The sequence below is a fragment of the Streptomyces sp. NBC_00440 genome, assembly GCF_036014215.1.
Lineage (GTDB): Bacteria > Actinomycetota > Actinomycetes > Streptomycetales > Streptomycetaceae > Streptomyces.
The window spans coordinates 2,227,700-2,253,882 of sequence record NZ_CP107921.1 but is presented as its reverse complement, the minus strand read 5'-3'; the positions used below and the strand labels follow the sequence as shown (position 1 = coordinate 2,253,882).

Here is a 26,183-nt window from a genome sequence, read left to right as displayed (position 1 = left end):
CCGCAACTCTGTTCAAGTCCCCTACCGGATGGTAATTTCCGACGCTGTTACCGCTAGGTAACACGCGTTTGCCATCCCTGTGATCCATGAGACGAATCCGAGGGGACCATGCACCGCATCGCTATCCGGAAGCTGGCAACCGCAGTTGTCGCTGCTCTGACCGTCGCGGTCGTTCCAGCGGCCACGGCTGTGGCCACTCCTTCCGCCTCGTCGACAGCCACGGCGGAAGACTCGTTCTACACCTACGACGGCAGTAAGCCCCTGTCCTCGTACGCACCGGGCGCCGTGCTCAAGACGCGGACGCTGCAGTACCACGTCCTCGGTATCCCGACGCCGGTCAAAGCGATCCAGCTGCTGTTCCGCACAGTCGATGCCCAGGGGCGCCCGTCCGCCGGGGTGACCTCGATCGTACGCAGCCCCAACGGCGATGGCGCCAAGGCCGTGTCGTACCAGTCGTTCTACGACTCCCTGAACCCCGCGGACTCACCGTCCCGGGCGATCGCTGGTGACGTCTCACTCGGTGGCCTGATCGCGAACGGAGAGTCCCTCCTCATGGCGCCCCTGCTGCTGGCGGGCTACAACGTCGTCATTCCGGACACTGAGGGGCAGACCGCCGACTTCGCAGCCGGGCCGGAGTACGGAACGAACACGCTGGATTCGATCCGGGCCGCGAGCCGGTCCCCGGAGACCGGTCTGAACTCCCGCACCCGGGTTGGTCTGGCCGGCTACTCGGGCGGAGCCATCGCCACCCACTGGGCGGCCGCGCTCGCGCCGAGCTATGCGCCGGACGTCGACAAGAGGCTGGTGGGCTTCGCCGAAGGCGGTCTGCTCGTCGACCCGGCACACAACCTCAAGTACATCAGCGGCAGTTCCGTCTGGGCCGGCGTCGCGCCCATGGCGGTCATCGGAGCCGCGCGCTCCTACGACATCGACTTCACGCCCTACCTGAACAGCTACGGCACGCAGGTGTTCAAGAAGCTCGAACACGGGTCGATCACCAACGCGCTGGGCCAGTACCCGGGGCTGACGTGGAAGAAGATGGTGAAGCCGGAGTACGCGGACCCGAATTCGGTGCCCCCCTTCATCAAGGCGGTGAACAAGCTCAACCTCGGCTCGGCCGGCACCCCCGACATCCCCGGGTTCATCGTGCAGGGCGGCGGGGGTGTCCTGGAGGGCACTCTCAGTAACCTCCCGGGCATCGGAAGGGGCGACGGGGTGATGGTCGCAGGAGATGTGCGCGCGCTGGCCCGGCAGTACTGCGACAAGGGCAACACATCGATCAAGTACCAGCAGTACGACCTGCTCAGCCATGTCGGCGCCGCCGTACCGTGGGCGCCCGCCGCTCTGGGCTGGCTCAATGACAGGTTCGCCGGCAAGACGGCCCCGTCGGACTGCGGCCGGATCCCCGCGGGCAACTCACTCGCGCCGGAGATACCGACAACGACGGCACCGACAACGGCGGCACCGAAAACGACGGCACTGGGAACCGCTGGCTGACGCCCTGTGGGCGAGGTCTCCAGGGCGCACAGACCAAACCACCCCCGGCCCGGGCGCAGGCCCAGGCCGGGCGGGCGGCCGCTCGCACTCGGCGTTGTCGCCGCGGGCTGCCGCTTCAGTCCCTCGTCCCACCGTGTGGTGACCATTTCCGTTGGCCACCGCTCGCTCGACAGGTGTTCACGCGCAGTTGATATCCAGTGGCTTCGATGAGCACGCTACGGCGTGCACCCCCCGACTGTCCGTGCCCCTGCGTGAGGAGCTTCCATGGCCCCCGATCCGGTCATCCCGACCGATCCGATCAACCCGACGCCCGAGTCCCAGCTCGGCGACAGACCCGATACCGCGACCGGCGCCACCCGCCGCCGTTTCCTCCAGGGAACGGGAGTTGCCGCGGGGACGCTGGTGCTCGGCTCGACCGCCGGGGCGGGCGCCGCGTACGCCGCTCCGAGCCCGAGGCACGCCCTGCCGAAGGGCTTCAAGGGCACCATCGCCGACCTGAAGCATGTCGTGATCCTGATGCAGGAGAACCGGTCCTTCGACCACTACTTCGGCTCGTTCCCCGGCGTGCGCGGCTTCAACGACAAGCAGGCGCTGCGGTTCCAGGACGGAACCACCGTCTTCCAGCAGAAGGACGCCAACGGCACCGTCGTCACCCCGCAGGTCGACGACGGCGCCTGGGGCAACGACCACGGTGCCTGGGGTGACGTCGACCACCGCAAGTGGGATCTGTGGGTGCAGCACAGCGGCACCAGTTGCATGAATTACCACAGCGACGCGTACATGAGCTTCTTCCACTCGGTCGCCGCCCAGTACACGATCGCCGACCAGACCTTCTGTTCCGAGTTCGGGCCGACCGACCCCAACCGGAAGTACCTGTGGAGCGGTACCGCCAACACCGAGACGGGCAATACGGACGAGTCCAACTACTCCCGTCCCTGGACCACGGTGCCCGAGCAGCTCCAGCAGGCCGGCATCGACTGGCGTCTCTACTCCGACAACAGCGGCGACGGGCGGCAGGGTTACATCAGCAGCTGGGTCGGCGACTACGGCGACAACGAGCTGAAGTACTTCAAGGGGTTCGACCCGGAGGGGCTGAGCGCCGACGACCCGAAGCTGCGGCCCGGCACCGGGCTGATCTGGCGCGGCAACGCCATGTACTACTCGGGTACGACCTCACCCGAGGACGACTCCGAGGCCAACCTCGACGCGGTCCTCAAGAACCTCCAGGACGCCTGCCGGCCCGGCGCGGAGCACCCGCTGCCGGCGGTCTCCTGGATCGTGGCGCCGTACAACTGGTGCGAGCACCCGGGTGCGGACACCCTGCACGGCGAGCGCTACGTCAAGAAGGTCCTCGACATCCTGCAGGGCAACCCGGACATCTGGGACCACACCCTCTTCATTCTCAACTACGACGAGAACGACGGGAAGTTCGACCATGTGCTGCCGCCGTGGCCCGAGCCGGGCACGGCGCGCGAGTACGCCGGCGACTATCCTCTCGGTTTCGGTCCGCGGGTGCCGATGCTGCTGGTCTCGCCATGGAGCCGTGGCGGGTACGTCGCATCGGAGGTCTTCGACCACACGTCGACGATCAAGTTCCTGGAGACCTGGGCGGCCCATCTCGGCAAGCCGTTCCGCTGCCCCAACATCAGCGACTGGCGGCGCTCGATCGCGGGTGACCTGACCAGTGCCCTGGACTTCACCCACCCGCAACCGGGGCCCGCCACCTTCACGGCCCCGCTCGCCGAGCAGCCGGTGTCCATGGCCGCCGACCAGATGAAGCCGCGTCCGCTCAGCTTCCACCCGCACGCGGTGATCTCCGAGGACCCCGCATCGGGGACGGTCACCGCCACGATGACCCTGACCGGCGGCCCGGAGGACAAGGCCCTGAGCTTCCAGGTCTTCCCCGACAAGTACCAGGCGTTCTCCAACACACCGTTCACCGTCACGGCACGCAAGCCGCGCGAGTACACCTGGGACACCAAGGCCACCGACGGCAAGTACGCGTTCTCGATCTACTCCAACGACGGGTTCGTACGCTCCTTCGCCGGCCAGCTCGCGCCCGCCGGAGAGACGGCCGGCGGCCTCCCGCGAGTGGAGGCCGACCTGTTGAAGGGGGAGGGCGCCAGGCACGAGGCCCGGGTGAAGCTCACGTTGCACAACAGGGGCGGCGGCAGCAAGCCGGTGCATTACACGCTCGCCGCCCATGACTACCTCGGCCGCACCCAGAAGGTCACGGTGGCCCCCGGCAGGACGAAGGTCGTCATGTGGCCGACCCAGGAGGGCTACTACGACGTGGTCGTCACCGCCGACACCGACAGCACCTGGACGCAGCGCTACGCCGGCCGGCTCGCCACCACTGAAATAGCCCGCCACCACTGAAATGAACTGACCGGGCAAGAACTCCTTCGGCGCCGACGGCCGTTCCGGCCGTCGGCGCCGTGCTGCTCGCCATCACGTACGTACTTCCCGGGAGCGGACGCTCAGGGGCCCTTCGACTGAGACGCGCGGCGCCCCGGTCAGACGCGCGGTCCCCGGTCCTGCGATCGCATCGGACGACTGTGGCCACGGTGCGGGGTGCTGCCCCGCTGACGCACCGGCGCTTCGTTCGAATGCCGCCCGGCGGCTCTCCGATTGCAGCGGTGCGCTCCTGGACCGAGTGTGTGAGGTGCGCCGCAAATGCGGGCAGGCGGAGAGCAGAGCACGCATGGATAAGGAGAAATGTCATGCCGGCAGGATCCAGTCGCAAGCGCGAGCGCCAGTACGAGCACGTCAAGGAAAGCGCCGAAAAACGCGGTACGTCGGAGAGCCGGGCCGAGGAGATCGCCGCGCGCACCGTCAACAAGGAACGGGCACGGGCGGGCGAGGCCAAGTCGCCCGGCAAGGTTTCGACAAGGGACCCGAAATCGGCATCCCAGCGCGGCGGCGAGCGCTCACACAGCGGCTCGCAGGGCCCGACCAGGGACCAGCTCTACGAAGAGGCGAAGAAGAAGAACGTCGAAGGCCGCTCGACAATGAACAAGCAGCAGCTGCGCAAAGCTGTCGGACGCTGACACACCGCCCCGACGCACCGCCCCTCCCGGAACAGCTCCGGGAGGGGCGGTGCGTCATTCCGGGATTGCAGGGCGGAGCCGGCCGGAAGGTCAGTGATGGCCGTGGGCGCTGTCCGCGGCGCCGCCGAAGAGTCGCGCCACAGCCCTGAAAGGAAGGGTCACGACGGTGGCAATCGCCCCGCCGATCGACCTCAGAACATCTGCGATTGCAGTCAGCATGGGTAAATCCCCTTTCTCCGCAACCGGAGGAGCGGAACCTATGATGAATTCTACCTAATATTCGTTGGCCGAGTCCGAAAGGGTGGTTTGCTGCCCTGCTCGACGGGCCCGCTCGGCAATGCTGGATTCCGTGATCGGGATCGGCGTCGATCGTCTGCCGTGTCCTGCCACGCTGTCCCGCCGCGCTGTCCCGTACCGCCTGCCCGTCCCTTGTCCGGGCATGCATGCCGTCTGCTGTCGTGATCACCGCCGTATCGGCAGTCCGGCATGACGCGGCTCAACGCCCCCCGCTGTGACCTGCACGCGGACTGGATCCGCAATTTCGATCTTCGCTTGTACGCGACAGCTACGGGACGGTTACGCGACGGTACGGAAATGGGTGCCTCAGGGGAGAGGCATACGTTCCGTACTCAGGGGCACGCGCTCTACAACCGCACAAGCGGTCACCGGACTTCTATTCGGGGTCGGTGAAGTCTTTCAGTGCGCGACAGGCGGGATGATGGCTACGACGGACAGTAAGGACAGTGAAAGCCGCGAGCGTCTCGATGTTCCTACCGCGATGCGGCGAGCCGCAGGTCAGCTCGGTGAATTGCTGCAGTGTGAGCCCAGTTCGGTCTCCGCCCTGAAGGCGGTGGACGACGGCTGGTCCGCGGACATTGAGGTCGTGGAGCTCGAAAAGGTTCCTGACACCGCCAGCGTGATGGCCACGTACCGGGTTTCCCTCGACCTGCAAGGGCAACTCGTGGGCTACGAACGAATTCGCCGTTACGCAAAGGGGCAGATCGACCGCTGAGGTCGGATCGGGCCCGGCCAAGAGACCGCTGTGTCACAGCAGTTCACTTGGAGGGAGTTCAGCATGAGTGTTGTACAGCAATCAAATGCAAGTACCAGGTCATCGAGCGGGGGTGGCTCGGGGAATCTCTACGATGTCCTGGAGCTCATCCTGGACCGGGGACTCGTCATCGATGCCTTTGTCCGGGTATCTCTCGTCGGAATTGAGATACTCAAGATCGATGTGCGGGTGGTCGTCGCGAGTGTCGACACCTATCTGCGGTTCGCCGAGGCGTGCAACCGGTTGGATCTGGAATCCGGCCGCAAGGCACCCAGCCAGCTCACCGACCTGGTGGGTGACATGACCGAGAAGGGCGCCAAGGGCAAGTCCAAGGGCGCCCTGTCAGGAGCGGTAGAGGCGTTCAGTGAGTCGCTTCAGGGCGGCCACGACGACTCGGAGGAGAAGCAGGAGCGCCCGGCGCGCAAGTCTGCTTCCAGCAGCAGCCGCCGCAGTTCGAGCCGACGGGAGGAGTAGCCCGTGTCCACGTACATCTACGCCATCACCAGTGCGGCGCATCCCTTGCGCCTGGACAACATGGTCGGTGTCGGTCAGCCGCCGTCGGAGTTGCGCGTCGTCGGCACGGACGACCTGAGCGCGGTCGTGAGTGACGCGCCGGCGGATCTGCGGGCCAAGCGCCGTGACTTGGTCGCGCACCAGACGGTGCTGACGAGCCTTCTGGAGGACGGTGCCGCCCTGCCGATGCGGTTCGGCGTGCTGGGGCCCGACGACGATCAGGTGATCACGGCACTGGAGCAGCAGCATGACGACTACAGCGCCCGGCTCAAGGAACTCAACGGGTGCCTTGAGTACAACCTGAAGGTCGCCCGTGACGAACAGGATCTGCTGCGGCAGATCGTCAATGAGTCCGGTGCGGTGCGTGAGTTGCGTGAACGGACTCGCCAGAACCCGGGGGACCACGACGCGATGCTCGCCCTCGGAGAGCTGATCTCCCATGAGGTCCAGGCCCACGAACAGCAGGACCGGGAGGAGATCACTTCCAGGCTGGAGCGTTCCGCGGTACGCGTCGTGAACGGTGAGCCCACCAAGACGCACTTCCTGAACGTGTCCTTCCTCGTCGAGCGCGACCGGGCGGCCGCCTTCACGCAGTCCGTGCACGAAGAGGCCGAACGCTGGGGTGACGCGTTCACGCACTCTCTGAACGGGCCGCTGCCGCCCTACAGCTTCGTCTGAGTCCGCGAACCGATCCCGGTCGAACGGAGGGCCCGGCATGGGCCTCATCACCGACATCCTGACTCTGCCCCTGGCACCGTTGCGCGGCACCGCATGGGTCGTCGACCAGGTGCTGGTGACGGCGGAGCGGGAGTACTACGACCCGGAGCCCGTACGCGCCGAACTGGTGGCGCTCGAACAGGAGTTGCTGAGTGGCCGTATCGAAGAGGACGAGTTCGATCGTCGCGAGGACGAGCTGCTGGACCGGCTGGAATGGCTCGAAGCCAACCAGCGGCGACTGCGGGCTCATTCCTGACAACAGGGAGAACGAGGTACACGACAGATGACAGGCAACGGCAAGATAGGCGTCGCCCTGGTGGGTGGCTACCTGCTGGGACGCACCAAGAAGGCGAAGCTGGCGATCGGCCTGGGCATGTTCCTGGCCGGCAAGAAGATGAGTCTGGATCCGGCGCAGCTGGGCAAGATGGTGGCCGGCTCTCCGGTGCTCTCCAGTCTCAACAGCCAGGTACGCAAGGAGCTGGTAGAGGCCACGAAGTCGGCGGCCACGTCCGCGCTGACGAAGCGCGCCAGTGGTCTGGCGGACTCTCTTCACGAGAGGGCGCTGGGGCTCGACGAGCAGTCCGGCCGCGGGAGCGACGACGAGGAGCCCGCGGAGGACGACGGCCGGGAGCGCGCCGCTGAGAGCGAAGAGAGCGAAGAGGACGCGCCGGACGAGCCTGCACCTCGTAAGCGGGCCGCCAAGTCCACATCGGCCAAGACATCCTCCGCCGCGCGCGGCAAGGCGTCGCAGGGCGCTCGCAAGACGTCATCGCCGGCCCGCCGGGCTGCATCCGGAACCCGCAGGACGGCATCGCGGACGCACGCCAAGAACGGGGGTGGCCGCAGTGAGTGACTCCGCTTTCAGCAAGCTGAAGGACGAGGTGGTGCGGAATCCGGCCACCGACAGGCTCAAGGACGAACTCCAGAACTACCTGCATGCCCGGGCCGAACACGCGGTCACCCAGCTCGGACACAAGCTGGGCGAGGGCGTCAGCAAGCTGGCCGAGCCCGGCGAGGGCGGTCTGGCGGGCAGCCTGGCCAAGGGCGGGCAAGCCCTCAAGGAGGGCAAGTCTCCGGCCCAGGCCGCACTCTCCGCGGGCAGCGCCCAGCTCAAGGACACGCTCAAGGAGAAGGTCAAGGGCCTGTTCGGCAAGGGCCGCAAGGGCGGCGGGGGCAAGTCCAAGAGCGTGACGATCGTCGAGGACATCGACGTGGGCGTACCCGTCCGCGAGGCGTACGACCAGTGGACGCAGTTCCAGGAGTTCAGCACGTTCGCCAAGGGCGTCGTCAGCGTCGAGAAGGCCGATGACACCAGCAGTAACTGGAAGGTGAAGGTCGCCAAGTCCACGCGCAGTTGGAAGGCGAACGTCACCGAGCAGGTACCGGACGAACGGATCACCTGGACCACGGAGGGGGCGAAGGGCACCGTCAGGGGCGTTGTGACGTTCCACCCCATCACGAGCGACCTCACCCGTGTGCTGCTGGTCCTTGAGTACTTCCCCAAGGGGCTGTTCGAGAAGACCGGCAACATGTGGCGTGCTCAGGGCCGGCGCGCCCGGCTGGACCTCAAGCTCTACCGCAAGTTCATCATGATGCGCGGCGAGGCCACGGACGGCTGGCGCGGCGAGATCCGGGACGGCGAGGTCGTCGTGGAGCACGACGACGCCGTGGCGGAGGAGCAGGCGGACCCCGATAGGGAAGCGCAGGACGGCGGGCCGGCCGACTCGGCTGATCAGGACGGCGAGGACGGCGAGGACGACCGGCGCGACTCGCTCGACGAGGACGAGGACGAGGACGAGTACGACGAGGAAGTCGACGACGAGGAGCTCCCCGATGAGGGCGAGCCCGACGCCGCGTACGACGACGAAGGCCTCGAAGCCCCCGAGGACGATGAAGCCCTCGAAGGAGAAGCGGAGATCGAGGACGGCCCCGGAACCGAGCCCGACTTCGCCGACGACGACGAGGAAGAAGAACACCGGCCGGCCCGCCGCTCCCGCCGCCGTACCGCCGCAGCCCGTTCCTGACCCGAGCGACATCACAGACAGGGGCTGATGAAGGTGCCCGACTCACTGGCCGGCCGTATGGGGGCTCCCTCCGGGGGGTCCCCATACGGCCAGCAAGGTTCCTCTGCCAATCTGGCCGACATTCTTGAACGTGTCCTGGACAAGGGCATCGTCATCGCAGGTGATATCCAGATCAACCTGCTGGACATCGAGCTGCTGACGATCAAGCTCAGGCTGCTGGTCGCCTCCGTGGACAAGGCCAAGGAGATGGGCATCGACTGGTGGGAGCACGACCCCTCCCTGTCCTCCCGGGCTCGTCCACCTCAGCAGACGGAGAAGCTGCACCCCTCTGCCACGAACGACCCATTGGCTCAGAAGAACGCCCGCCTCAAGGCTGAACTGGCCGAGCTGAGGCAGGCCGCAGGTCTCCCCGCAGGGGCTGCGCAGGAGGCGGAGACCAGCGGGAACGCGGGCAGGAGGGACGAGCAGTGAACACCGGAATCTCCTATGTCTACGCCGTGAGCCGGACCGGCACACTCAGTGACGTGACCTCCGGCGCCGTATCCGGCCTGGACGGAGGCGTGCTGCGGACGGTGAGTGCCGACGGCCTTGAAGCCTTGGTCTCTTCCGTACCGGATGAGGCCTTCAGCTCGGAGGGCATGAAGGCACAGATGGAGGACCTGAAGAGGCTGGAGGAGATCGCCCGCGGCCACCACGCAGTGGTGGAAGCCGCCTACGGGGCCACGACGATCCTCCCCCTGCGACTGGCGACGGTCTGTCTCAGCGACGAGCGCGTGGCCGCCATGGTCCACGAACGGCACGGGGAATTCGCCGAGTTGCTCTCCTGGCTCGACGGCCACGTCGAACTCGGCGTGAAGGTGTACGCGGACCCGCACCGCCCGGCGGAGGCCCAGCCCTCGAAGGCCCCGGGCTCCGCCGCTCCGGCCAGTCCGGGGCGGGCGTACCTGCAACAGCGCAGGGCACAGCGCCGTAACCAGCAGGACGCCTACCGGGCCGCGGGGGATCTGGCCGCCGAGGTCCCCGGCCGGGTGGCCGACGTGGCACGCGCCAGGGCCCCTCACCGGCCGCAGCAGGGCGAACTGGCTTCCTCGCCGGGCGAGAACATCGCCAATGACGCCTACCTGGTCCCGGCAGCCCGGGTCGGGGAATTCCGGCGGGCGCTGGACACGCTGGCCGGCGATACGCCCGGTGTGCGGATCGAGGTCACCGGGCCCTGGGCCCCCTACTCCTTTGCCACGCCGCCCGCCGTGGCGCAGGGCGGCTCACAGTGAGCGGTGCGCCGGGCAATGCCGATACGGACATCGAGTCCCTGGCCGGGCGGCAGGTAGCACTCATCGATCTGCTGGACCGCCTGCTCAATGGCGGGGCGGTCCTCACCGGTGATCTTGTCCTCTCGATCGCCGATGTGGACCTGGTGCACATCAATTTGCGTGCCGTCATCCGCTCGATCACTTCCGACGAACCGGCACCGTGGTGAGGAGCCCCATGACGGCCGATAACCTCAGCAGCCCTTCGGAGAAGGGGAATTTCGGCGAGATCGGAAAGGCCGCTGCGCGCGCCTTCGATCTCCTTCCGGCAGGCCCGGAGGAGACGCGCCCTCACCGGGGCAGCGCGCGGCGCCTGGAAACGGACCCGGAATCCGTGGAGCGCGATCTCATCAAATTGGTGCTCACTATTGTGGAGTTGCTGCGCCAGCTCATGGAACGCACGGCGCTGCACCGCGTGGATCAGGGCGACCTCAGCGAGGACCAGGAAGAGCGAATAGGGCTCACGCTGATGATTCTGCAGGACCGGATGACCGAACTCTGTGACCGGTACGGCCTCACCATGGACGATCTCAACCTGGATCTGGGGCCGTTGGGATCGCTGTTGCCTCAGTCCGGCTCCGGCTCCGGCTCCGTGCCGGAGTGAGTGTGTTCACCGTCAGAGTGAGTGTGTTCACCGCCAAGGAGAGGCGACCGGGCCGATACGCAGACGAGGGCCGGTGACCGAAGAACGACCGGAGAGGCGGGGCCGTCGCCCCGCCTCTCCGGTACAGGCCTCAGCTCCCGAGGCCCCCGCTGCCGAAACTGCTGCCATCACCGAAGCCATCGGCGTCGTCGTCCGCCGGCGGCTTCTGCGAAGCGCTGCGGTGCGTGCTGGAACCCTTGAGTTCGTGCGGCAGCAGGCGTGAGCCGTCGTGGGGCATTTCCTCCGGCTCCCGGTATTCCCGGGTTTCGTGAACCGCGCCTTCCTTCGGAAGATGAGGCTGCTCGTTCGGCTTTGGTGGCGGGAGTTCCCGGGCGCGGATACGCCGCCCCCAGGCGAAAGCAGCCAGCAGCACGGCAACCACCACGATTCCGGTGAGGAGCATGAACAGGGCTGTGTTGGATGAGACGGCGAGCTGAAATTTCGAGGCGTCCATTCGACGTCCGTACCCGCATACCAGGATTCCGTACCGCTCGATAAGGGGCTGACCCTGCCGCAGGGGTGAGGAAGTCACCCTTGGGTGCAGTCGAGGGTTTATAGATCCGGCTGAACGGGAATTAGGCCCTCTTCTGGGTGCTGTCTCTTCGGGCGGTCTGTTGTCCTTTCCGCTGGTTCCCCCGGTGAGTCGCAGGCCGCTACGGTGACCGCCATGACCGCCAATGACTTCTGGACCTCACCGGCCGATCGCATAGTGCGCGGCTCCATGGGTCACTGCAACCTGACTGTTCTTGAGCCTCGCCCCGGCCCTGGTGCGCTGCCTGTCAACGAAGCGGCGCGGGCAGCAGAGTTCGCCTCCTCGATCAGCACCGTCGAGGAGATCCTCGAAGACGCCGGGCCGTGCGCCGCGCTTCACACGCCCGAACCGGGCACCCGCGCCGAACTGGACATCATCCAGGCCGGCGCGTGGGGCCCCGCCCTCGGTGTCAGTGATCCGGCGTTCGCCGGCAACGGCAACGACACGCCGCTCCTGTACGAGGCCGGGGCCTTGCGGGAGCGGTTCCCCGGTGCGCGGATCGTCGGCCGGGTGCACTTCCACGGAGGCGCCGACCACACCGAGGACATCGTGTGGCTGCCGGACGGTGCCATGTTCCACGCCAGTGGATGGCCCGGTGACGAACCGTTCGTCATCACCGGCGATCCGGAAGCGGTGATCGCTTCCCTGGGGCTGACGGCCGAGATGCTGGAAGACGCCGGGATCGACCTGGAAGAGGACGAGCCGGGAGATACCGAGTGGGCGGCTCTGGCTGCTCTGGCTCTCGGTCACGCCGACCCTTGGAGCCGCGCCGGTATCGAGGCCACGGCGTTCCGTGTCCGGCACACCGAGGACGCTGTCGGCACGATGGAAGACCTCTACTTCATCTGATCAACTCCTGTACACCGTGGTGGAGTTGACACGCCGACACTCGATTGCCTCTTCTTTGCTCGGTGGCCTCGGGCGCTAGGGTTTGCCGAGCGGCGCGTACATGTCACGGGGGCTTCGCGCGCCGCCCGGTACCCCTTGCCCCCGCCGAGGGAAGACACCCACGTTGAATCGCATACTCGGACTGTCCCGCAGATGGCGGGTCTTACGTCTGGCAGCAGCGGCCGGTCTGGCCGCCGCGGTCACCCTGACCGGTCTGCCGTCCATCGACACCGCCCAGGCTGCGGGCGGGCCGCCGGTCGTGGCCAGGCCCAAGCCCGGCACCGGCAAACGCTGCGATGTCCGTAACGGGCTACCGCCCGCCAAGAGCACTCCGGCGAACTCCGGATTCCCCGACGACCCGAGCGGGCTGATCCACAAGTCCACCGACTTGCCGAAGAACTTCGACTACGACCTCCCCGGCCAGGCGTATGACGGGCTGAAGGCCCCCACGGCGGCCGAGAAGCAGAAGGCCCTGTCCAAGGTTCCGGGGGACCCGACGAAGAACGTCGCCGCCTGGGCCAGGCAGGCCAACAGCTCCGGGGCTCCGGCGGACCGGGCCATGGAGATCTACGCCCGGTTCCTCGCCAACAAGGAGAACCTGGCCTTCGACCACTGGTTCAAGTACCGCTACATCCGCAACCAGACCAACAACAGCAAGGGTTCCGGGTACGAACGGCAGCTCGTCAAGGACTACAACCTCATCGGCCCCGACTGGCTGTGCGAGTACTACGTCGAACTCTTCGACAAGGACGGCGACAAGGTCGGCGAGCGCCGCTACGACGCCTACAACCAGCGGACCAAGGAGTTCAACGAGTTCAAGTCCAACAGCCGGCTGGAGAACGCTCAGCTCGCCAAGGACCGAGTGGTCGCCAAGTCGATGTCCGACCACACCTTCCGCTACTCCGGCGCGAAGAGCTTCACCAAGGGGCAGGCGAAGAAGATCAGCGACCTGAACGAGGAGGTCGTCGCGGACCGGCCGGGCAAGACGAACCAGGTGCGCGGCAACCAGCGCCTCTACAACCCGGTCGCCAAGACCACCCCGGTCCCCGGCTACTCCCGTCAGGACCGGGCGTTCGCGCCCGGCTGCCAGAGCGCCGGTGCGCAGCTCGCCTCGGCCACCACGTCCAACTGCGGTGGCAGCCGTGGCCCGCTGAACGAGCGCATCAACGACTCCGGACGCACTCCGGCCGAGGCCAGGCGTATCCAGGCCGAGTCCCGGCGCCTGGACAGCCGTGGCACTCTTCCCCGGGGCGGCCCGGGCGGCGTGGACTTCACCACCCTGGAGCTGCGCTATGTCGGCGGCCTCGGAAAGGGCAAGGGCATGCAGTACAGCATGCGCGCCGACCAGATGCCCGACCCGGACAAGAACCCGGGATACGGCGGCCAGGCCAAGATGCAGCTGGCATCCGACGCCCTGTTCACCTGGCTGGCCCTGACACCGGACAAGTTCTGGGTGAACCTGAACCCGGACCAGCCGGACCGGGTCATGGACGACAAGTTCGCCTCCACCGACGCCGGGCGGGTGCTGCTGGAGGCCGACCTCCAGATGAAGCACGACTTCTTCCGGACGATGGACCCCAAGACCGACCTCGGCCGCCGGTTCTGGGCCGCCCTCCCGAAGGTGGACGGGCGTCCCTGCTTCACCGGCATCCGTAACTGGATCGAGCCCAAGCCCGCCACGGTCCGCGAGCAGGACGGCGGCATCTACATCCTCGACGCCCCGCTCAGACTGAAGTCCACCGAGCAGGACACCATCACCCAGCCCGGCGGAGGCGAGGGCGTCTGCCACCCCACTAAGGCCCAGCGCGACCAGGCTCAGGGGGTCATCGACCGGATGATCGTCCCCGCGGTGGAGAAGACCATCAACACCACTCCCCAGTACGCCGACCTGCGCCGCGTCTACACCTCCCGCGTCGCAGCCGAGTACATCCGGCGGGAGGACGCCAAGAAGCCCACCGACTTCCACAAGTTCATCAACAGCAACGACGTGAAGGCGTGGCCGCTGCGCGCCCCGAACCAGAACTGGGACAAGGACAAGCTGTTCCAGGAGTACCGGAAGATCTTCATCAACGGCGAGTTCAAGTACAACGTGGACACCGCCAAGGGCGTCATGGTGTACATCGTCGGCGGCGTCGACTTCTCCAAGGCGCCGAAGCGGAACATCACCAAGGTCCGCTTCAACGTGGAGAACCGGGACCTGGACCACACCACCAGTAACTCCCTGCAGTCCGACGACACCTCCTACCGCGACACCGACACCCTCTACCTCGGTGGGGGACCGGTCACCGGCGGAGGCGGAAAGCCCACTCCGACACCCACCCCCACGCCCACCGGAAAGCCGTCCGCGCCGCCCAGCCACACACCGGGCCCCGGGACGAGCACCCCGCCGGCCGGCGGCGGAGGGCCGGGCCACCCGCCGACCAGTCCCGGCGGGGACCTCGCCCACACCGGATCCGACACCCCCATCGGCCTGATCTCCGGCATCGCCGCCGCGGTCATCGTCGTCGGTGGCGCACTGGTCTGGTGGATGCGCCGGCGCCGCACCGCGCAGGACTAGGGGCTCCCGCCCGACGCAGCGGACGGCTCTCTCCGGCCCCGCACCATCCGGTGCGGGGCCTCTCCCGTTCGGGTCCTATTCGGGCAGCTGCCCGTTGTCGCTTTCCCGGCCGCCCATCATGCGGAGCATCTCCCTGCCGCCGGTCCGGAAGAACCGCACCAGGAGCGCGGCGCCGAGGACCAGGAAGGCGATGTTGAGCCAGGTCGTGTAGTTCCAGCTGACTCCGCCCATCGGGACTCTCGCGTCGGCCCGGTCGGGGACGATTCCCAGGCCGCCGAAGGCGAACTCGACGACGTATCCGGCGACGACCATGGACACATAGAAGGTGACGAGCAGGAAGGCCGTCATCCGCGCCCCGTAGTACTTCCGGTAGATGTTGAGGATCGGCAGGATCAGCAGGTCCGCGAAGATGAAGGCCAGCACGCCGCCGAAGCTGATGCCGCCCTTCCACAGCACGACCGCGAGCGGCACGTTCCCGATGGAGCAGACGAACGAGGCCATGGCCACCAGCGGGCCGATCACCGGGCCCCACAGCCGGGACGCCAGGGGGTGGCCGTCGAAGAAGAAGGTGCGCCAGAAGGAGTCCGGGACCCAGGCGGCGATCGCTCCGGCGACGAGCAGACCGATCACCAGATCGCGCAGGATGGCCGCCCACTCCATGACGAAGACGTGCGAGGTCGCGGTGAAGCCGTCCCGGGAGAACAGCCGCCGTGCGAAGGAGCCCTCCCGCCGGACGGACATGTCCATCGCCGCATGGCCCTCCATGGAACCGGCCAGACCCCGCTCCGCCTGGTCACGCGCCTGGCGCAGCAGCCCGTCCCGCAGGAGCAGCCGGAACAGCAGGGCCAGCACGACGATCATGAGGGGGCCACCGGCGAACTCCGCCGCGGTGAACTGCCAGCCCATCAACAGGGCCAGGATCACGCCGAGTTCGACCACCATGTTGGTCGAGGCGATCTCGAAGGCCATCGCCGCGGTGAAGTCCGCTCCCTTGCGGAACAGCGAGCGCGCGAGGGCCACCGCGGCGTAGGAGCACGAGGACGAGGCCATGCCGAGGCCGGTCGCCACGGCGAGGGTACGGGGGCGGTCGTCGCCGAGCAGGGAGATGACGGTGGACTTGCGGACCACCGCCTGGACGACAGCGGACAGCGCGAAGCCGAGAATCAGGGCCCAGGTGATCTCCCAGGTCATGGAACCGGCGATCGACAGTGCGTGCAGTACGGCGTGCATCCGTGCAGCCTTCCTCCTGCTGCGCGTTCCGGGCCGTGGACACGCGGGGCCGGCCGGGCAGGCAGCCGGCGGGTGCCCGGCGGGGGATGCGCGGCACTGCGGACGCCCTCTCGGCCGAGGGGCCCGGGGCCCTTCCGGCTTCCCGACGCCGTAAACGCACCGGAGGCCGTGGTGCGACACCTTCGTGTCGTACCACGGCCTCCGGCAGAGCCGCCTCCGCCGCCCCGACGCACCACGCTCAGGGCGGAGTTACGGTCGGCTCCCGCCTCGTCTCAGTGCCCGGGCCGTCTCAGTGGCTCAGGTCCAGGTCGAGGTCCTGACCGCCCTTGCGGTCCACCAGCAGCGAGTGGGCGCTGGGCGCGTATCCGCTGGCCACCACCGTGTAGTCGCCGGTGTCGAGGTCGTTGAACGTGTACACACCGTCCGTACCCGTGATGGTCGACCCCACCGTGTTCCCCGCGGCGTCGAGCAGCGTCACCCGGGCGTCGTCCAGTGGCTCGCCCGCGCTGTTGCGGATGGTGCCCTGGACCCGGGCACCCGGGTCGAGCCGGACCTCGTAGCGGTTGGCGGAGCCACTGACGACCTCCACCGGCACGGCCGTCGGCCGGTGCCCGCCGGCGCTCACCGCGAGGGTGTAGTTGCCGGGCACCAGGTCGCCGAAGCCGAAGTCGCCGGAGCCGTCGGCGGTGCCGGAGGCGACGACATCGCCGCGCACGTCGGTGGCGATGACCAGCGCGCCGGGCAGCGGCCGGTTGCCCGGCGCAGCCAGGACCGTACCGGCGAGCCCGGCGGCACCGCTGAGCATCAGGTCGAAGTCGACGGGGCCGTCGGCGACCGCCACCGTCGTCGCCTGGGGCTGCCGTGCGCCCCCGGAGCCGATCAGGACGTACGTCCCGCCGGCGGGCGCCGCGACGAAGTACCGGCCGTCGGAGCCCGTCGTCGTACGGCCGAGCTGTCGCCCGCCCAGGTCGATCAGGGTGACCACGGCCTGCGGCACGGGGGTGCCGTCGCTGTCGCGGATGTATCCCCTGACGCCTGCGCCCGACGCGTCCGTCATCGCGGTGTCGACTGCGTCGGACACCTCTTGCCGGGGCACCGCCGCGTGGCGTCCCGTGGCGGAGGCCGGCAGCGGCTCGGGGGCGGCCGTGACGGCGGCCTCGGCCTCGATGGCGGCGGTCGCCGCGCCGTCCTCCTCGGCTGCGCGGGCCTGCAGGCCCGACACGTTCCGCAGCGGAACCTCCTTGGTCCACAGGACCATCAGGAAGCCGAGCGCGACCACACCTGCGGCGATCAGGAAGACCAGGTGCATGGAGTCGGCGAAGCCCTGCTTGAAGGGCTCCGCCAGCCGCGGGTCGAGCTGCTGGATGAACGAGGAGTCGCTCAGCACGCTCGAACCGCCGCCCGCGCCGGGGTTCTTGACCATGTCGAGCACCGGCTTGTTGGCCGGGTTCGAGAGCACGTGCGGATCGTGCAGCGCGGCCTGGAACTGCGGGGTCTGCGCGGCCGACTTGAACGCCGAGGCGATCTTGCCCCCGACATTGCTGAACAGCACCGACAGGAAGATCGCGGTACCGGCGGTGGCGCCCATCTGACGGAAGAAGGTGGACGACGCGGTCGCCACACCCATGTCCTGCGGCGGCACCGCGTTCTGCACGGCGAGGACCAGCGTCTGCATACAGCCGCCGAGCCCGAGGCCGAAGATCAGCATGAAGACCATGGACTCCCACAGGGGGGTGTCCCACTGGATCTTGAAGTGGAACAGCAGCAGCGCCACGACCATCAGGGCGGTGCCGATGATCGGGAAGATCTTGTAGCGGCCGGTCTTCGCGGTGAGCTGGCCCGCCACGATCGACGCGATGATCATGCCGAGCATCAGCGGCAGCATCTCAAGGCCCGACCGGGTGGGGCTGGCGCCCTTCACGATCTGCAGGTACTGCGGGATCATCAGCATCCCGCCGAACATGCCCGCACCGATGAGCACGGACAGCAGACTGGTCTTGCTGAAGATCGAGTTGCGGAACAGCCGCATCGGGATCAGCGCGTCGTCGCCCATCCGGCGCTCCACGAAGATCCAGGCGATGATGCCCACCACGCCGATGCCGTAGCAGACCAGCGAGTTCGTGGAGCCCCAGCCCCACTCACGGCCCTGCTCGGCGACGAGCAGCAGGGGCACCACGCCGACCGCGATGGTGACCGCGCCCCACCAGTCGATCCGGCGGTGCCGGCGGACGTGCGGGATGTTGAGGACCTTCGCGACGACGAACAGCGCGATGATGCCGATCGGGACGTTCACCAGGAACACCCAGCGCCAGCCGGTGACGCCCAGGATGCTGCTCTGGCCGGCCAGGAAGCCGCCGATCAGCGGTCCGGCGACACTGGAGGTGGCAAAGGTCGCCAGCATGTAGCCCTGGTAGCGGGCACGCTCACGGGGCGGCACGATGTCGCCGATGATCGCCAGGGCCAGCGACATCAGACCACCGGCGCCGATGCCCTGCAGGGCACGGAAGGACGCCAGCTCGGTCATCGAGGTCGAGAAGGTGCAGAGCACCGAACCGACGATGAAGACACTGATCGCGGTCAGGAAGTACGGCTTGCGGCCATGAAGGTCGGACAGCTTGCCGTACAGCGGTGTGGCGATGGTCGAAGTGATCAGGTAGGCCGTCGTCGCCCACGCCTGCTGGCTCAGGCCGTGCAGGTCGTCCGCGATGGTGCGGATCGAGGTGGAGACGATGGTCTGGTCGAGCGCGGCCAGGAACATGCCCAGCATGAGGCCGCTCAGGATGGTCAGGATCTGCCGGTGGCTCAGGCCGCCCGGGCTGGTGGGTATCGCTTTGGTCTGGGTGTCTCCGCGTGGCGCGGACACGGCCTCACTCATGCTTGTTTTGCTCCCTGCTTCGCCGCTGCTTCGGAGTGGTTTCCCGAGCAGTGACGTGCGTGTTCATGCTCTGCCAGGTCGTCGTTGAGGCGTGCCATCAGCCGGATGAGCTGGTACCGGTCCTCCGGTGGCCATGGCCTGAGGAGATCCGCCAGCTCTGCGTCGCGCTGCCGCCGGTACGCCTCGAACGCCGCTTGCCCGGCCTCGGTCGCGTGCAGCAACGCACCTCGCCGGTCCTCCGGGTCCGGGCGCCGCTCGATCAGGCCTCGCTCCACCATCGACCGCACCTGCCGACTGACTGTCGACAGGTCCAGGAAGGTGTCCGTGGCCAGGTCCGTGGCTCGCTGTTCGCCGTCGAGCACCAGCCGGGCCAGGAGCACGCGCTCGCCGGCTCCCTGCTCGATCTTGGTCCGGCGCCGGTGGGCTGTGAGCAGCCGGGAGAACCGTACGAGCTGGCTCCCGAGTCCGGCTGCGGCTTTCTCGGCACTGGCTTCACCGGTGACCGGGACCGCCTCTGTTGGGCGGTCATGGACCGTCCCCTTATCCATGCCTCCCGCCTCTCTATTCTTTTGTTGCTTGTATCGAGCAAGTTATTGTAGCCGCCCCGGAGCCGTGCTGGAACACAGTCCTCGCGCCGAGTGCGCAGGCTCACACCGCGTACCGCTCGTTCTTCGGCCGGCCCGCGGTGCCGGTCACCCTTGAGGCGTCCGCCTGCGCCGGTCCGGCCACGTCGGTCCGGTTACGCCGGCGTCCCGTAGAGGGTCAGCTCGGCGATGCCGGCGATGGTCTGGCCGCCGCCTCCGGTGACCCCGGTGATGACGGCGCGTACGGCGCGTATCCCGGTGGCGGTGAACGTCTCGGGGAGCGTGGTCTGGCCGCTGCGGGTGAGCTGCTTCAGGACCGTGGTCCAGGAACTGCCGTCCTGGGAGACCTGGAGGTCGTAGGTGTAGGTGCTGCTGTCCTTGCCCCAGTGGACTCGGACGCCCGCCAGGGTGAAGGGGGCGGCGAGCCCGGCGGTGAGGGTCTGCGGGGTGGAGGGATCGGCAGCGCTCCACCCGGTGCCGAAGGTGGTGTCGCCGTCGAATGCCTTCTCCGGTTCGAAGCCGGTGGCGTGGCTGGAGGCGGTCACGGTCGTGATCCGGTCGCGGGCGATCTCGGGGCCCGGTGCGACCGGCGGCGCACCGCCTGTGGTGCCCGGGGGTATCGCGCGGAACTCCCGGATGCCGGGCGGGTGTCCGGCCGCGGAGCGGATGTCGACGCGGACGTGGCGGGTCGTGGTGTGCACGGCGTGGGTGACCGTGGTGCCCTTGGTGGTGTTGGCGGACTCGTCGACCGTGGTGGTCCAGGTCTTCGCGTCGTCGGAGGTGAGGATCGCGTACTGGCAGGCGGTCTGCTCCGTGGCCCAGACGATCTGGAAGCCGTCGAGCGGGAACCGCTGGTCGAGGTCGACCTGCCACCATGCGGCGCCGGTCGTGCCGGCGACCCAGTGGGTGGTCTCGTCGTCGTCCACGGCATGGCCGGGCACGCTGCCCGTGCCGGGTGCCGTACTCGACGCGGTGGTCTTCTTGAACAGCGCCGGGTTCTGCGTTCCCTGGTCTTCCAGGGTGGCGATGTCCTTCCACACGCGGTGGCGTCCGTCGGCGACGGATGGTGCCGTACCTGGCCGGGACTCCAGCGTGCGGTGGGCGGCGCCCAGCCCGTCCGCGGTGGCGGTGATGGTGAACGGGCCGCTGCGGGTACCGGTGGCGATCAGCGCGTAGCCGATGCCGGCCCGCACTTTCCGGGTCTCCACCGCGATCCGCGGGATGCCCGCGCCCACCAGGGTGCCGTGGCCGGTGACGCCGACGGTGACGGCGTGCGCGGAATCCGGGACCACGGTGCCGTGTCGGTCGACGACCTTGAGAAAGACCGGGACCAGGTCATGGCCGTCGGCCACCGGCTGGATACGGGACAGCGCCACGGCGTGGGCGCGCAGCGTTCGCGCCCAGGCGTCCGGCAGCGGGCTGCCGCGGAGGGCTCCCAAGTGGCGTATCAGAGACGGTAGTTGGCCGGTGCTGATCCGGCCGAGCAGCGGGGCGATGTCGTGGGACCGGGCCGCACCTTCCAGGCAGCGGGTCAGCAGTTCGGTCAGAGCGTCGCGTATCCCAGCGTCGTCGGGTTCGATCTCGATGTGGTGGGGAGCGCCGGGGGTGCGCACCGTGTGGGTGGCGACCCGCTTGCCGTGGAGGTACGCGTCGGCGGTGAGTTCACCGGCCCGGAAGGGCGGCAGGTCGAAGACGTAGTAGGGGCTGCCGCCCTTGGCGGCGATGTGCGGAGCGGTCGCGGCGTTCTGGGTCCGGGTCCTGGTCGCGAGCAGTTCGCCGTCCCGGTGGAGCCGGACGGTGTCGGCGTTGCTGAAGACCATGACCTGCCGGCTGGACGACGCGGTGTACGCGCAGGCGATGTGGACCATGGGCCCGAGGCCGGTGGTGTCATCGGCCGGGCGCATCGACTTGAGCCAGTGGTAGCAATACTTGGGGTAGCGGTCGATGTCGACCGCACCGGACTTCTGGTAGACGTCGTTGGTTCCGTAGTCCTCGAAGACCCACAGGAAGTAGCCGCCGATGCGGTCGTTGGTGTCCAGACCGCCCCAGTCCCAGTATCCGTCGCCGTTGAGGTAGCGCTGCCGGATCTTCACCTGCTCGACGAGGGCGCTCTCACCGTCGTCCCGGTCGGCTCGGGACGGGTCCTCCCAGTCGCCCCACTCGCGGGTCAGGAACGGTTTGGTGGGGGCCGGGTCGGAGCCGTCGGGATTGACGACCTTGTAGTTCACGTCGTAGTACTGCCGGCCCCACTCACCGAAGTCGGCGGCGGTGAACATCTGGTCGGACGGCATCTCCGCGTGCGCGATGGCAGTGGCCTGCCGGGCCCAGGACTCCGGCACCGCGGTCTCGTTGAGCGCGGTCTCCCACAGGATGACCGAGGGGTGGTTGCGGTCGCGGCGGATCATACGGGCGATGTCCGCGTGCGTGCGCTCGGTGAACGTCTTGTCGTCGTTCCAGAACTGCCAGCCGGGCTCGCAGGCCACCACCAGCAGGCCGAGTTCGTCCGCCGCGTCGAGGAACGCGGGGTCGTGCGGATAGTGCGCCGCCCGTACCGCGTTGAAGCCGCCCAGCTTGAGCCGCAGGGCCTCGCGGTACTGGAGCGACGCCGGTGCCGCGTCACCGATATAGGCATAGTTCTGGTGGCAGTTGGCGCCGCGCAGATAGAGCCGTTCGCCGTTGATCCAGAAGCCGTCCGCCCGGTAGTCGATACGGCGGATGCCGGTCATCGTGGTCAGGGAGTCGACGGGCTCGCCCTCGCAGGAGACCCGGCTGTCCAGCCGGTAGAGGTGCGGGTGGTCGGGGTGCCACAGCTCGGGCCTGCGGACGGTGAGTTGGTGGACGAAGTCGTGTCCCTGGCCCGTTGCGGTGCTCGCCGTCGTGGTGGCGTCGGCCACGGCCGTACCGTCCGGCGCGAACAGAGTGGAGGTCAGGGTCACATCGCGGACGGCGCCGGAGTCGTTGCGTATGTGTGTCTTCACCTCCAGCCGTGCCGAGTCGGCGCTCGCCGCCAGACAGGTGACGAACACGCCGCCACCCGCGACCCGGTCCTCCTGCAGCGGGTCGGTGATCCGGACCTGGTCGGTCACCCGCAGTGTGACGTCCCGGTAGATCCCGCCGTAGGTGAGGAACCCCAGTTCGTCGCGGGGCTTGCCCGGCGGGGTCAGCGGATCGTCGGCGTTCGACACGCGCACCGCGAGGACGTTGTCCCGGTCGAAGAGGGCGCACTGGCCGATGTCCACGCCGAAACCGAGGTAGCCGCCATGGTTCTCGGCGAGTCTCACCCCGTTGAGGTAGACCTCGCAGTCGGTCTGCACGCCGTCGAACCACAAGGTCAGCCGCCGGCCCCGGTCGCGCGGATCGAGCCGGAAGTACCTCCGGTACCAGCCGACGCCGGCGAACATGCCGTACACGGAAGGGCGTTCGCTTTCCAGCCGCATCGTGTGCGGGACCGACACCGCCGCCCACCGGGAGTCGTCGAACCCGGCGGCCTGGGCTCCCTCCGCGTCCTCGCGCCAGAAGGCCCAGTCGGTGTTGAGGCTGAGCTCGCGGCGCTCCGGGGAAGGGGAACGGCCGACGGCGCCGGCCGGACCGCCGGACATCAGGGCCACGCCGATGCCGGCCAGGCCGCCGAGGAGTGCGTGCCGCCGGGTGATGTCGAGTGGATCTCTGTTCATGATGTCGCCGCTCTCCGTCTGTGCGTCGAGGGTTTCCGGAGCAGGCCAGGGCAGGATTCAGCACCACTGGGCGGGTACCGACGGTGCAATCGGCGCGAGCGATCCTGTTCGATACTGGCCAGCATCGCGCAGATTCGCGCAAATTTTGACGGACTGTCAAGGGAATCGACACAGAAACCTCTACGCTGCCGGGCATGACAGACAACCCCGTGGACCTGGTGATTTTCGACTGTGACGGTGTGCTCGTGGACAGCGAGCGCATATGTATCAAAGTGGACGCGATGATCATGGCCGACCTGGGATGCGACTTCACCGAGGCGGAGATCATCGAGCGATTCGTGGGCTCGTCCACGGAGGTCTACACGGCTGCGGTGGAGGAGCGGCTCGGGCGGCGGATGGAGAAGGACTGGCAGCTGCGGTACGAGCATCTTTACGAGGCGGCCTTCGCGGCCGAACTGACGGCCGTGGACGGCATTGCGGAAGTCCTGGACGGCCTCACCACACCCCGGTGCGTCGCCTCCAACGGTGATCACGACGGCATCCGGCGCAACCTGGAGACCGTCGCGCTGACCGACCACTTCAAGGGGTGCGTCTTCAGCGCCGACGATGTCCCCAGGGGTAAGCCCGCCCCCGACCTCTTCCTGTACGCGGCCCGCTCCATGGGGGTGGACCCCGTGCGGTGCGTGGTGATCGAGGACAGCGCGTACGGAGTCCAGGCCGCCCGCGCCGCCGGAATGCGGTCGTTCGGCTACTGCGGCGGTCTGACGCCGGCCTCCCGGCTGGCGGGGCCGGGCACGGTCGTGTTCGACGACATGCGCGGACTGCCGGAGCTGCTGACGGCCGCCGCCCGGTAGGAATCGCCCCGCCCGGCAGAATGGCCCGCCCGGCAGGAATGGCCTGCTCGGCAGGGATCGCCGACCCGGCAGGAATCGCCAGGCTTCCGACCAGGAGAAATGGTGCCTCTCATCCACCCGTGCTACTTTTAGACCATGCGGTCGAAAAAGAGTGTGGACGGTCAGGGCGAAGGCACGTTCGTAAACCGTGCCCGCCGGCGCCAGTTCGTCGAGTGCGCGATCGAGGGCCTCGTCGAGCTGGGGTACGCGGCGACCACGATCGCTGAGGTCGCCCGGCGGGCCGGGGTGTCGAAGAGCGTGGTGCTCTACCACTTCACCTCCCGCTCCGAGCTGATGGAGGCCGTGATGGAGCAGGTGTACGCCGATGCCGTGCCCCCGCTGCGGGCGGCGCGGGCGGCGGCGTCCACCGAGCGCGAGCGCGTACAGATCTATGTGCGCTCATCCGTGAACTTCACCTGGACCCATCAGAAAGAAGCGCAGGCCGTGCTGGAGATCAGCCGGAATCTGCGCGGCGACGACGGCACGCTGCGATACACCAGCCAGGGCAACGACGGCCTGATCGCCGTCGCCCAGCAGCTGCTGGAGGCGGGCCAACAGGCCGGTGAGTTCGGGGAGTTCGACACCTGGACGGCAGCGGTGCTGCTGCGGGCGACCATCGACGCGCTCTCCGAGCAGTTCATGACCAACTCCGACCTGGACGGCCGCGAAGTGGCCGAACACCTGGTGCACCTGGTCGACCGGATGATCCCGGCCGCCCGTACGGAATGAACGCGGTCCCCACCCGGCGGCACCCCGGCCGGGCGAGGGCTGACCGGACCCGGAGACCTCAAGGAGGCCGAGCACGATGAACACACCCAGTTCGCGGAGCCTGGAACAGCCTCGTACCAAGGAGACGTTCCGGAGAATCAAACTGCTGGTCGGCACCTACCTCGGCCTGAGCGTGCTGACGCTCCTGGCGGTCGTGCTGCTGCGCAACGACCACGCGGCGGTGAACTCCGCCGTATGGATCCGCGGTTCGATCGTGGCCGCCAGCTCCGTGCTGCTGTACGCCTTCGCCGCCCGCGCCGCACGAGGCGCCCGGGGAGCCTGGCGCCGTCTGACGGTGATCTCGTCCGTGATGGTCGCGGTCATCGTCGTCATCGTCGCGCTGCCCGGGGGCTTCCCCGAGTGGATGAAGATCGAACAAGGCGTCTGCGGACTCCTGCTCATCGGAGTCGTGGGCTACGCCACCACCCTGCGCTCGGTGTTCACGCGCAGCCAGAGCCAGGCCTGACACACCACCGGCGCGACCGACCCGACGGCACGAGGACCCAACGGCCCGACGGCACGAGGACCCAACGGCACGAGCCCCTCTAACGCAGCCGCGCCGTCGCGACATTGACCGTGAAGACGCACGGAACCTGCCCGTCCGGCGTCGTCATCTCCCTCACCTCGGCGAAGAAGGCCGCCCGCAGACGCTCCACGGTGGCCCGGTCGAGGGGGCCGAGGTCGTAGAGACCGGACACGGAGCCCCACACCTGCTCCACCGGACCACTCAGATCGATGGGAACGCTCTCCCAGTCCACCGCTGTGAAGCCCGCCGGCCCGAGGATCTCGTCGAGCCCGTCACGACTGCGGGTCCGCCGGTCTCCCAGCGGTGGAACGCGCCGCGATGCGGGCAGCTCCCGCACCGCGGACCGCAGCAGCCCGATGAAGCGCTCGTAGGCTTCGCCGCCCAGAGCGCCCTTCCCCAGCACACAGGCCAGCACCCCGCCCGGAGACAGTACGCGGGCGACCTCGGCCACGACCTCGTCGATCTCGGCCATCAGCATCAGCGCCATATGGGAGACGCAGGCATCGAAGCTGCCGTACCCGAAGGGGAGTTGCTGGGCCCGGCCCTCCTCCAGCCTCGCCCCGGACAGTGACGGCCGGCGCCGTGCCAGCGCCAGTGACTGCGGGGACAGGTCCACCCCGGCGAGCTCTCTCCCGCCGGTCCTGGCCAGGAGTTCCAGCAGCGGGCCATCGCCACAGCCGAGGTCCAGTACGCGCCTGCTTCCGGCCACCCGGTCGCACAGGATCTGGTAACTGGACCGGCCGTCCGGAGCCCGGCCGCCGCCGAACGCCTCTGCGGTCACTGCCGGGTGCTCGGCGTGGAAGGACTGGAGGAACGCTTCCTGCGATGCGGTGGTCGTCACCCGCCCACCCAAC

25 protein-coding genes are annotated in these 26,183 nt (G+C 68.2%); 18 read left to right on the top strand and 7 right to left on the bottom strand.

Annotated features, from left to right (window positions below):
- The first annotated feature begins 108 nt into the window (after positions 1-108).
- The 3 genes from OHB13_RS10115 (at position 109) to OHB13_RS10105 (ending at position 4,547) form a co-directional block, all read left to right on the top strand.
- Positions 109-1,497 (top strand): lipase family protein, encoded by a 1,389-nt coding sequence (locus OHB13_RS10115; protein ID WP_328376825.1) that lies wholly within the window; start codon positions 109-111, stop codon positions 1,495-1,497.
- Positions 1,498-1,761: 264 nt separating this feature from the next.
- The gene (locus OHB13_RS10110; RefSeq protein WP_328376824.1) at positions 1,762-3,876 is read left to right on the top strand and encodes an alkaline phosphatase family protein; all 2,115 of its coding nucleotides are present in this window, start codon (positions 1,762-1,764) and stop codon (positions 3,874-3,876) included.
- Positions 3,877-4,220: 344 nt separating this feature from the next.
- Positions 4,221-4,547: a plasmid stabilization protein gene (locus OHB13_RS10105; protein ID WP_266857290.1), complete on the top strand. Its 327-nt coding sequence runs from the start codon at positions 4,221-4,223 to the stop codon at positions 4,545-4,547.
- 90 nt (positions 4,548-4,637) lie between these two features.
- Here OHB13_RS10105 and OHB13_RS10100 read toward each other — a convergent pair whose 3' ends face one another.
- Positions 4,638-4,766, bottom strand: coding sequence for an LPFR motif small protein (locus tag OHB13_RS10100; protein WP_266857292.1), 129 nt, complete (start codon positions 4,764-4,766; stop codon positions 4,638-4,640).
- Between the two features lie 499 nt (positions 4,767-5,265).
- Here OHB13_RS10100 and OHB13_RS10095 point away from each other — a divergent pair, with 499 nt between their 5' ends.
- The 10 genes from OHB13_RS10095 (at position 5,266) to OHB13_RS10050 (ending at position 10,763) form a co-directional block, all read left to right on the top strand.
- Positions 5,266-5,559, top strand: a complete 294-nt coding sequence (locus OHB13_RS10095) for a gas vesicle protein GvpO (RefSeq protein ID WP_266857293.1) — start codon at positions 5,266-5,268, stop codon at positions 5,557-5,559.
- A gap of 63 nt (positions 5,560-5,622) precedes the next feature.
- Positions 5,623-6,072 (top strand): gas vesicle structural protein GvpA, encoded by a 450-nt coding sequence (locus OHB13_RS10090; RefSeq protein WP_328376823.1) that lies wholly within the window; start codon positions 5,623-5,625, stop codon positions 6,070-6,072.
- A gap of 3 nt (positions 6,073-6,075) precedes the next feature.
- On the top strand, positions 6,076-6,789 hold the full coding sequence (locus OHB13_RS10085; RefSeq protein WP_328376822.1) for a GvpL/GvpF family gas vesicle protein: 714 nt from the start codon (positions 6,076-6,078) through the stop codon (positions 6,787-6,789).
- 37 nt (positions 6,790-6,826) lie between these two features.
- A complete protein-coding gene (locus OHB13_RS10080; protein WP_266857299.1) occupies positions 6,827-7,084 on the top strand; it encodes a gas vesicle protein GvpG in 258 nt (85 codons plus the stop codon).
- 27 nt (positions 7,085-7,111) lie between these two features.
- Positions 7,112-7,681, top strand: a complete 570-nt coding sequence (locus OHB13_RS10075) for a hypothetical protein (protein WP_328376821.1) — start codon at positions 7,112-7,114, stop codon at positions 7,679-7,681.
- Positions 7,674-8,852: an SRPBCC family protein gene (locus tag OHB13_RS10070; RefSeq protein ID WP_328376820.1), complete on the top strand. Its 1,179-nt coding sequence runs from the start codon at positions 7,674-7,676 to the stop codon at positions 8,850-8,852. The genes OHB13_RS10075 and OHB13_RS10070 overlap by 8 nt, the downstream gene beginning before the upstream one ends.
- Positions 8,853-8,879: 27 nt before the next feature.
- Entirely contained in the window at positions 8,880-9,323 is a 444-nt protein-coding gene (locus OHB13_RS10065; RefSeq protein WP_328376819.1) for a gas vesicle protein, read from the top strand.
- On the top strand, positions 9,320-10,123 hold the full coding sequence (locus OHB13_RS10060; RefSeq protein ID WP_328376818.1) for a GvpL/GvpF family gas vesicle protein: 804 nt from the start codon (positions 9,320-9,322) through the stop codon (positions 10,121-10,123). The genes OHB13_RS10065 and OHB13_RS10060 overlap by 4 nt, the downstream gene beginning before the upstream one ends.
- Positions 10,120-10,329, top strand: a complete 210-nt coding sequence (locus tag OHB13_RS10055) for a gas vesicle protein (protein WP_266857307.1) — start codon at positions 10,120-10,122, stop codon at positions 10,327-10,329. The genes OHB13_RS10060 and OHB13_RS10055 overlap by 4 nt, the downstream gene beginning before the upstream one ends.
- An 8-nt stretch (positions 10,330-10,337) precedes the next feature.
- Positions 10,338-10,763, top strand: a complete 426-nt coding sequence (locus tag OHB13_RS10050; RefSeq protein WP_266857309.1) for a gas vesicle protein K — start codon at positions 10,338-10,340, stop codon at positions 10,761-10,763.
- A gap of 130 nt (positions 10,764-10,893) precedes the next feature.
- Here the strand turns inward: OHB13_RS10050 and OHB13_RS10045 are convergent, their stop codons facing one another.
- A complete protein-coding gene (locus tag OHB13_RS10045) occupies positions 10,894-11,256 on the bottom strand; it encodes a DUF6479 family protein (RefSeq protein ID WP_266857311.1) in 363 nt (120 codons plus the stop codon).
- A gap of 213 nt (positions 11,257-11,469) precedes the next feature.
- On the opposite strand from OHB13_RS10045, the gene OHB13_RS10040 reads away from it, so the two are divergent.
- Positions 11,470-12,183, top strand: coding sequence for a DUF6333 family protein (locus OHB13_RS10040; protein ID WP_328376817.1), 714 nt, complete (start codon positions 11,470-11,472; stop codon positions 12,181-12,183).
- Positions 12,184-12,346: 163 nt separating this feature from the next.
- Complete coding sequence (locus OHB13_RS10035; RefSeq protein WP_328376816.1) at positions 12,347-14,779, top strand: hypothetical protein; 2,433 nt, start codon at positions 12,347-12,349, stop codon at positions 14,777-14,779.
- A 75-nt stretch (positions 14,780-14,854) separates the two neighbouring features.
- Here the strand turns inward: OHB13_RS10035 and OHB13_RS10030 are convergent, their stop codons facing one another.
- The 4 genes from OHB13_RS10030 to OHB13_RS10015 form a co-directional block, all read right to left on the bottom strand.
- A complete protein-coding gene (locus OHB13_RS10030) occupies positions 14,855-16,009 on the bottom strand; it encodes a permease (protein WP_266857317.1) in 1,155 nt (384 codons plus the stop codon).
- Between the two features lie 289 nt (positions 16,010-16,298).
- Positions 16,299-18,884, bottom strand: a complete 2,586-nt coding sequence (locus OHB13_RS10025; RefSeq protein WP_328376815.1) for an MFS transporter — start codon at positions 18,882-18,884, stop codon at positions 16,299-16,301.
- Positions 18,881-19,432, bottom strand: coding sequence for a MarR family winged helix-turn-helix transcriptional regulator (locus OHB13_RS10020; protein ID WP_328376814.1), 552 nt, complete (start codon positions 19,430-19,432; stop codon positions 18,881-18,883). Before OHB13_RS10020 ends, OHB13_RS10025 begins: the two co-directional genes overlap by 4 nt.
- 191 nt (positions 19,433-19,623) lie before the next feature.
- Positions 19,624-23,142 (bottom strand): glycoside hydrolase family 2 protein, encoded by a 3,519-nt coding sequence (locus OHB13_RS10015; protein ID WP_328376813.1) that lies wholly within the window; start codon positions 23,140-23,142, stop codon positions 19,624-19,626.
- A 194-nt stretch (positions 23,143-23,336) separates the two neighbouring features.
- On the opposite strand from OHB13_RS10015, the gene OHB13_RS10010 reads away from it, so the two are divergent.
- From OHB13_RS10010 to OHB13_RS10000, 3 genes are all read left to right on the top strand, one after another.
- Positions 23,337-23,996, top strand: a complete 660-nt coding sequence (locus OHB13_RS10010) for an HAD family hydrolase (protein WP_328376812.1) — start codon at positions 23,337-23,339, stop codon at positions 23,994-23,996.
- A 135-nt stretch (positions 23,997-24,131) separates the two neighbouring features.
- Positions 24,132-24,764, top strand: coding sequence for a TetR/AcrR family transcriptional regulator (locus tag OHB13_RS10005; RefSeq protein WP_328376811.1), 633 nt, complete (start codon positions 24,132-24,134; stop codon positions 24,762-24,764).
- A 76-nt stretch (positions 24,765-24,840) separates the two neighbouring features.
- Entirely contained in the window at positions 24,841-25,269 is a 429-nt protein-coding gene (locus OHB13_RS10000; protein ID WP_328376810.1) for a hypothetical protein, read from the top strand.
- A 79-nt stretch (positions 25,270-25,348) separates the two neighbouring features.
- On the opposite strand, the gene OHB13_RS09995 is transcribed toward OHB13_RS10000, so the two are convergent.
- Positions 25,349-26,170 (bottom strand): class I SAM-dependent methyltransferase, encoded by an 822-nt coding sequence (locus OHB13_RS09995; RefSeq protein WP_328376809.1) that lies wholly within the window; start codon positions 26,168-26,170, stop codon positions 25,349-25,351.
- Between the last annotated feature and the right edge of the window lie 13 nt (positions 26,171-26,183).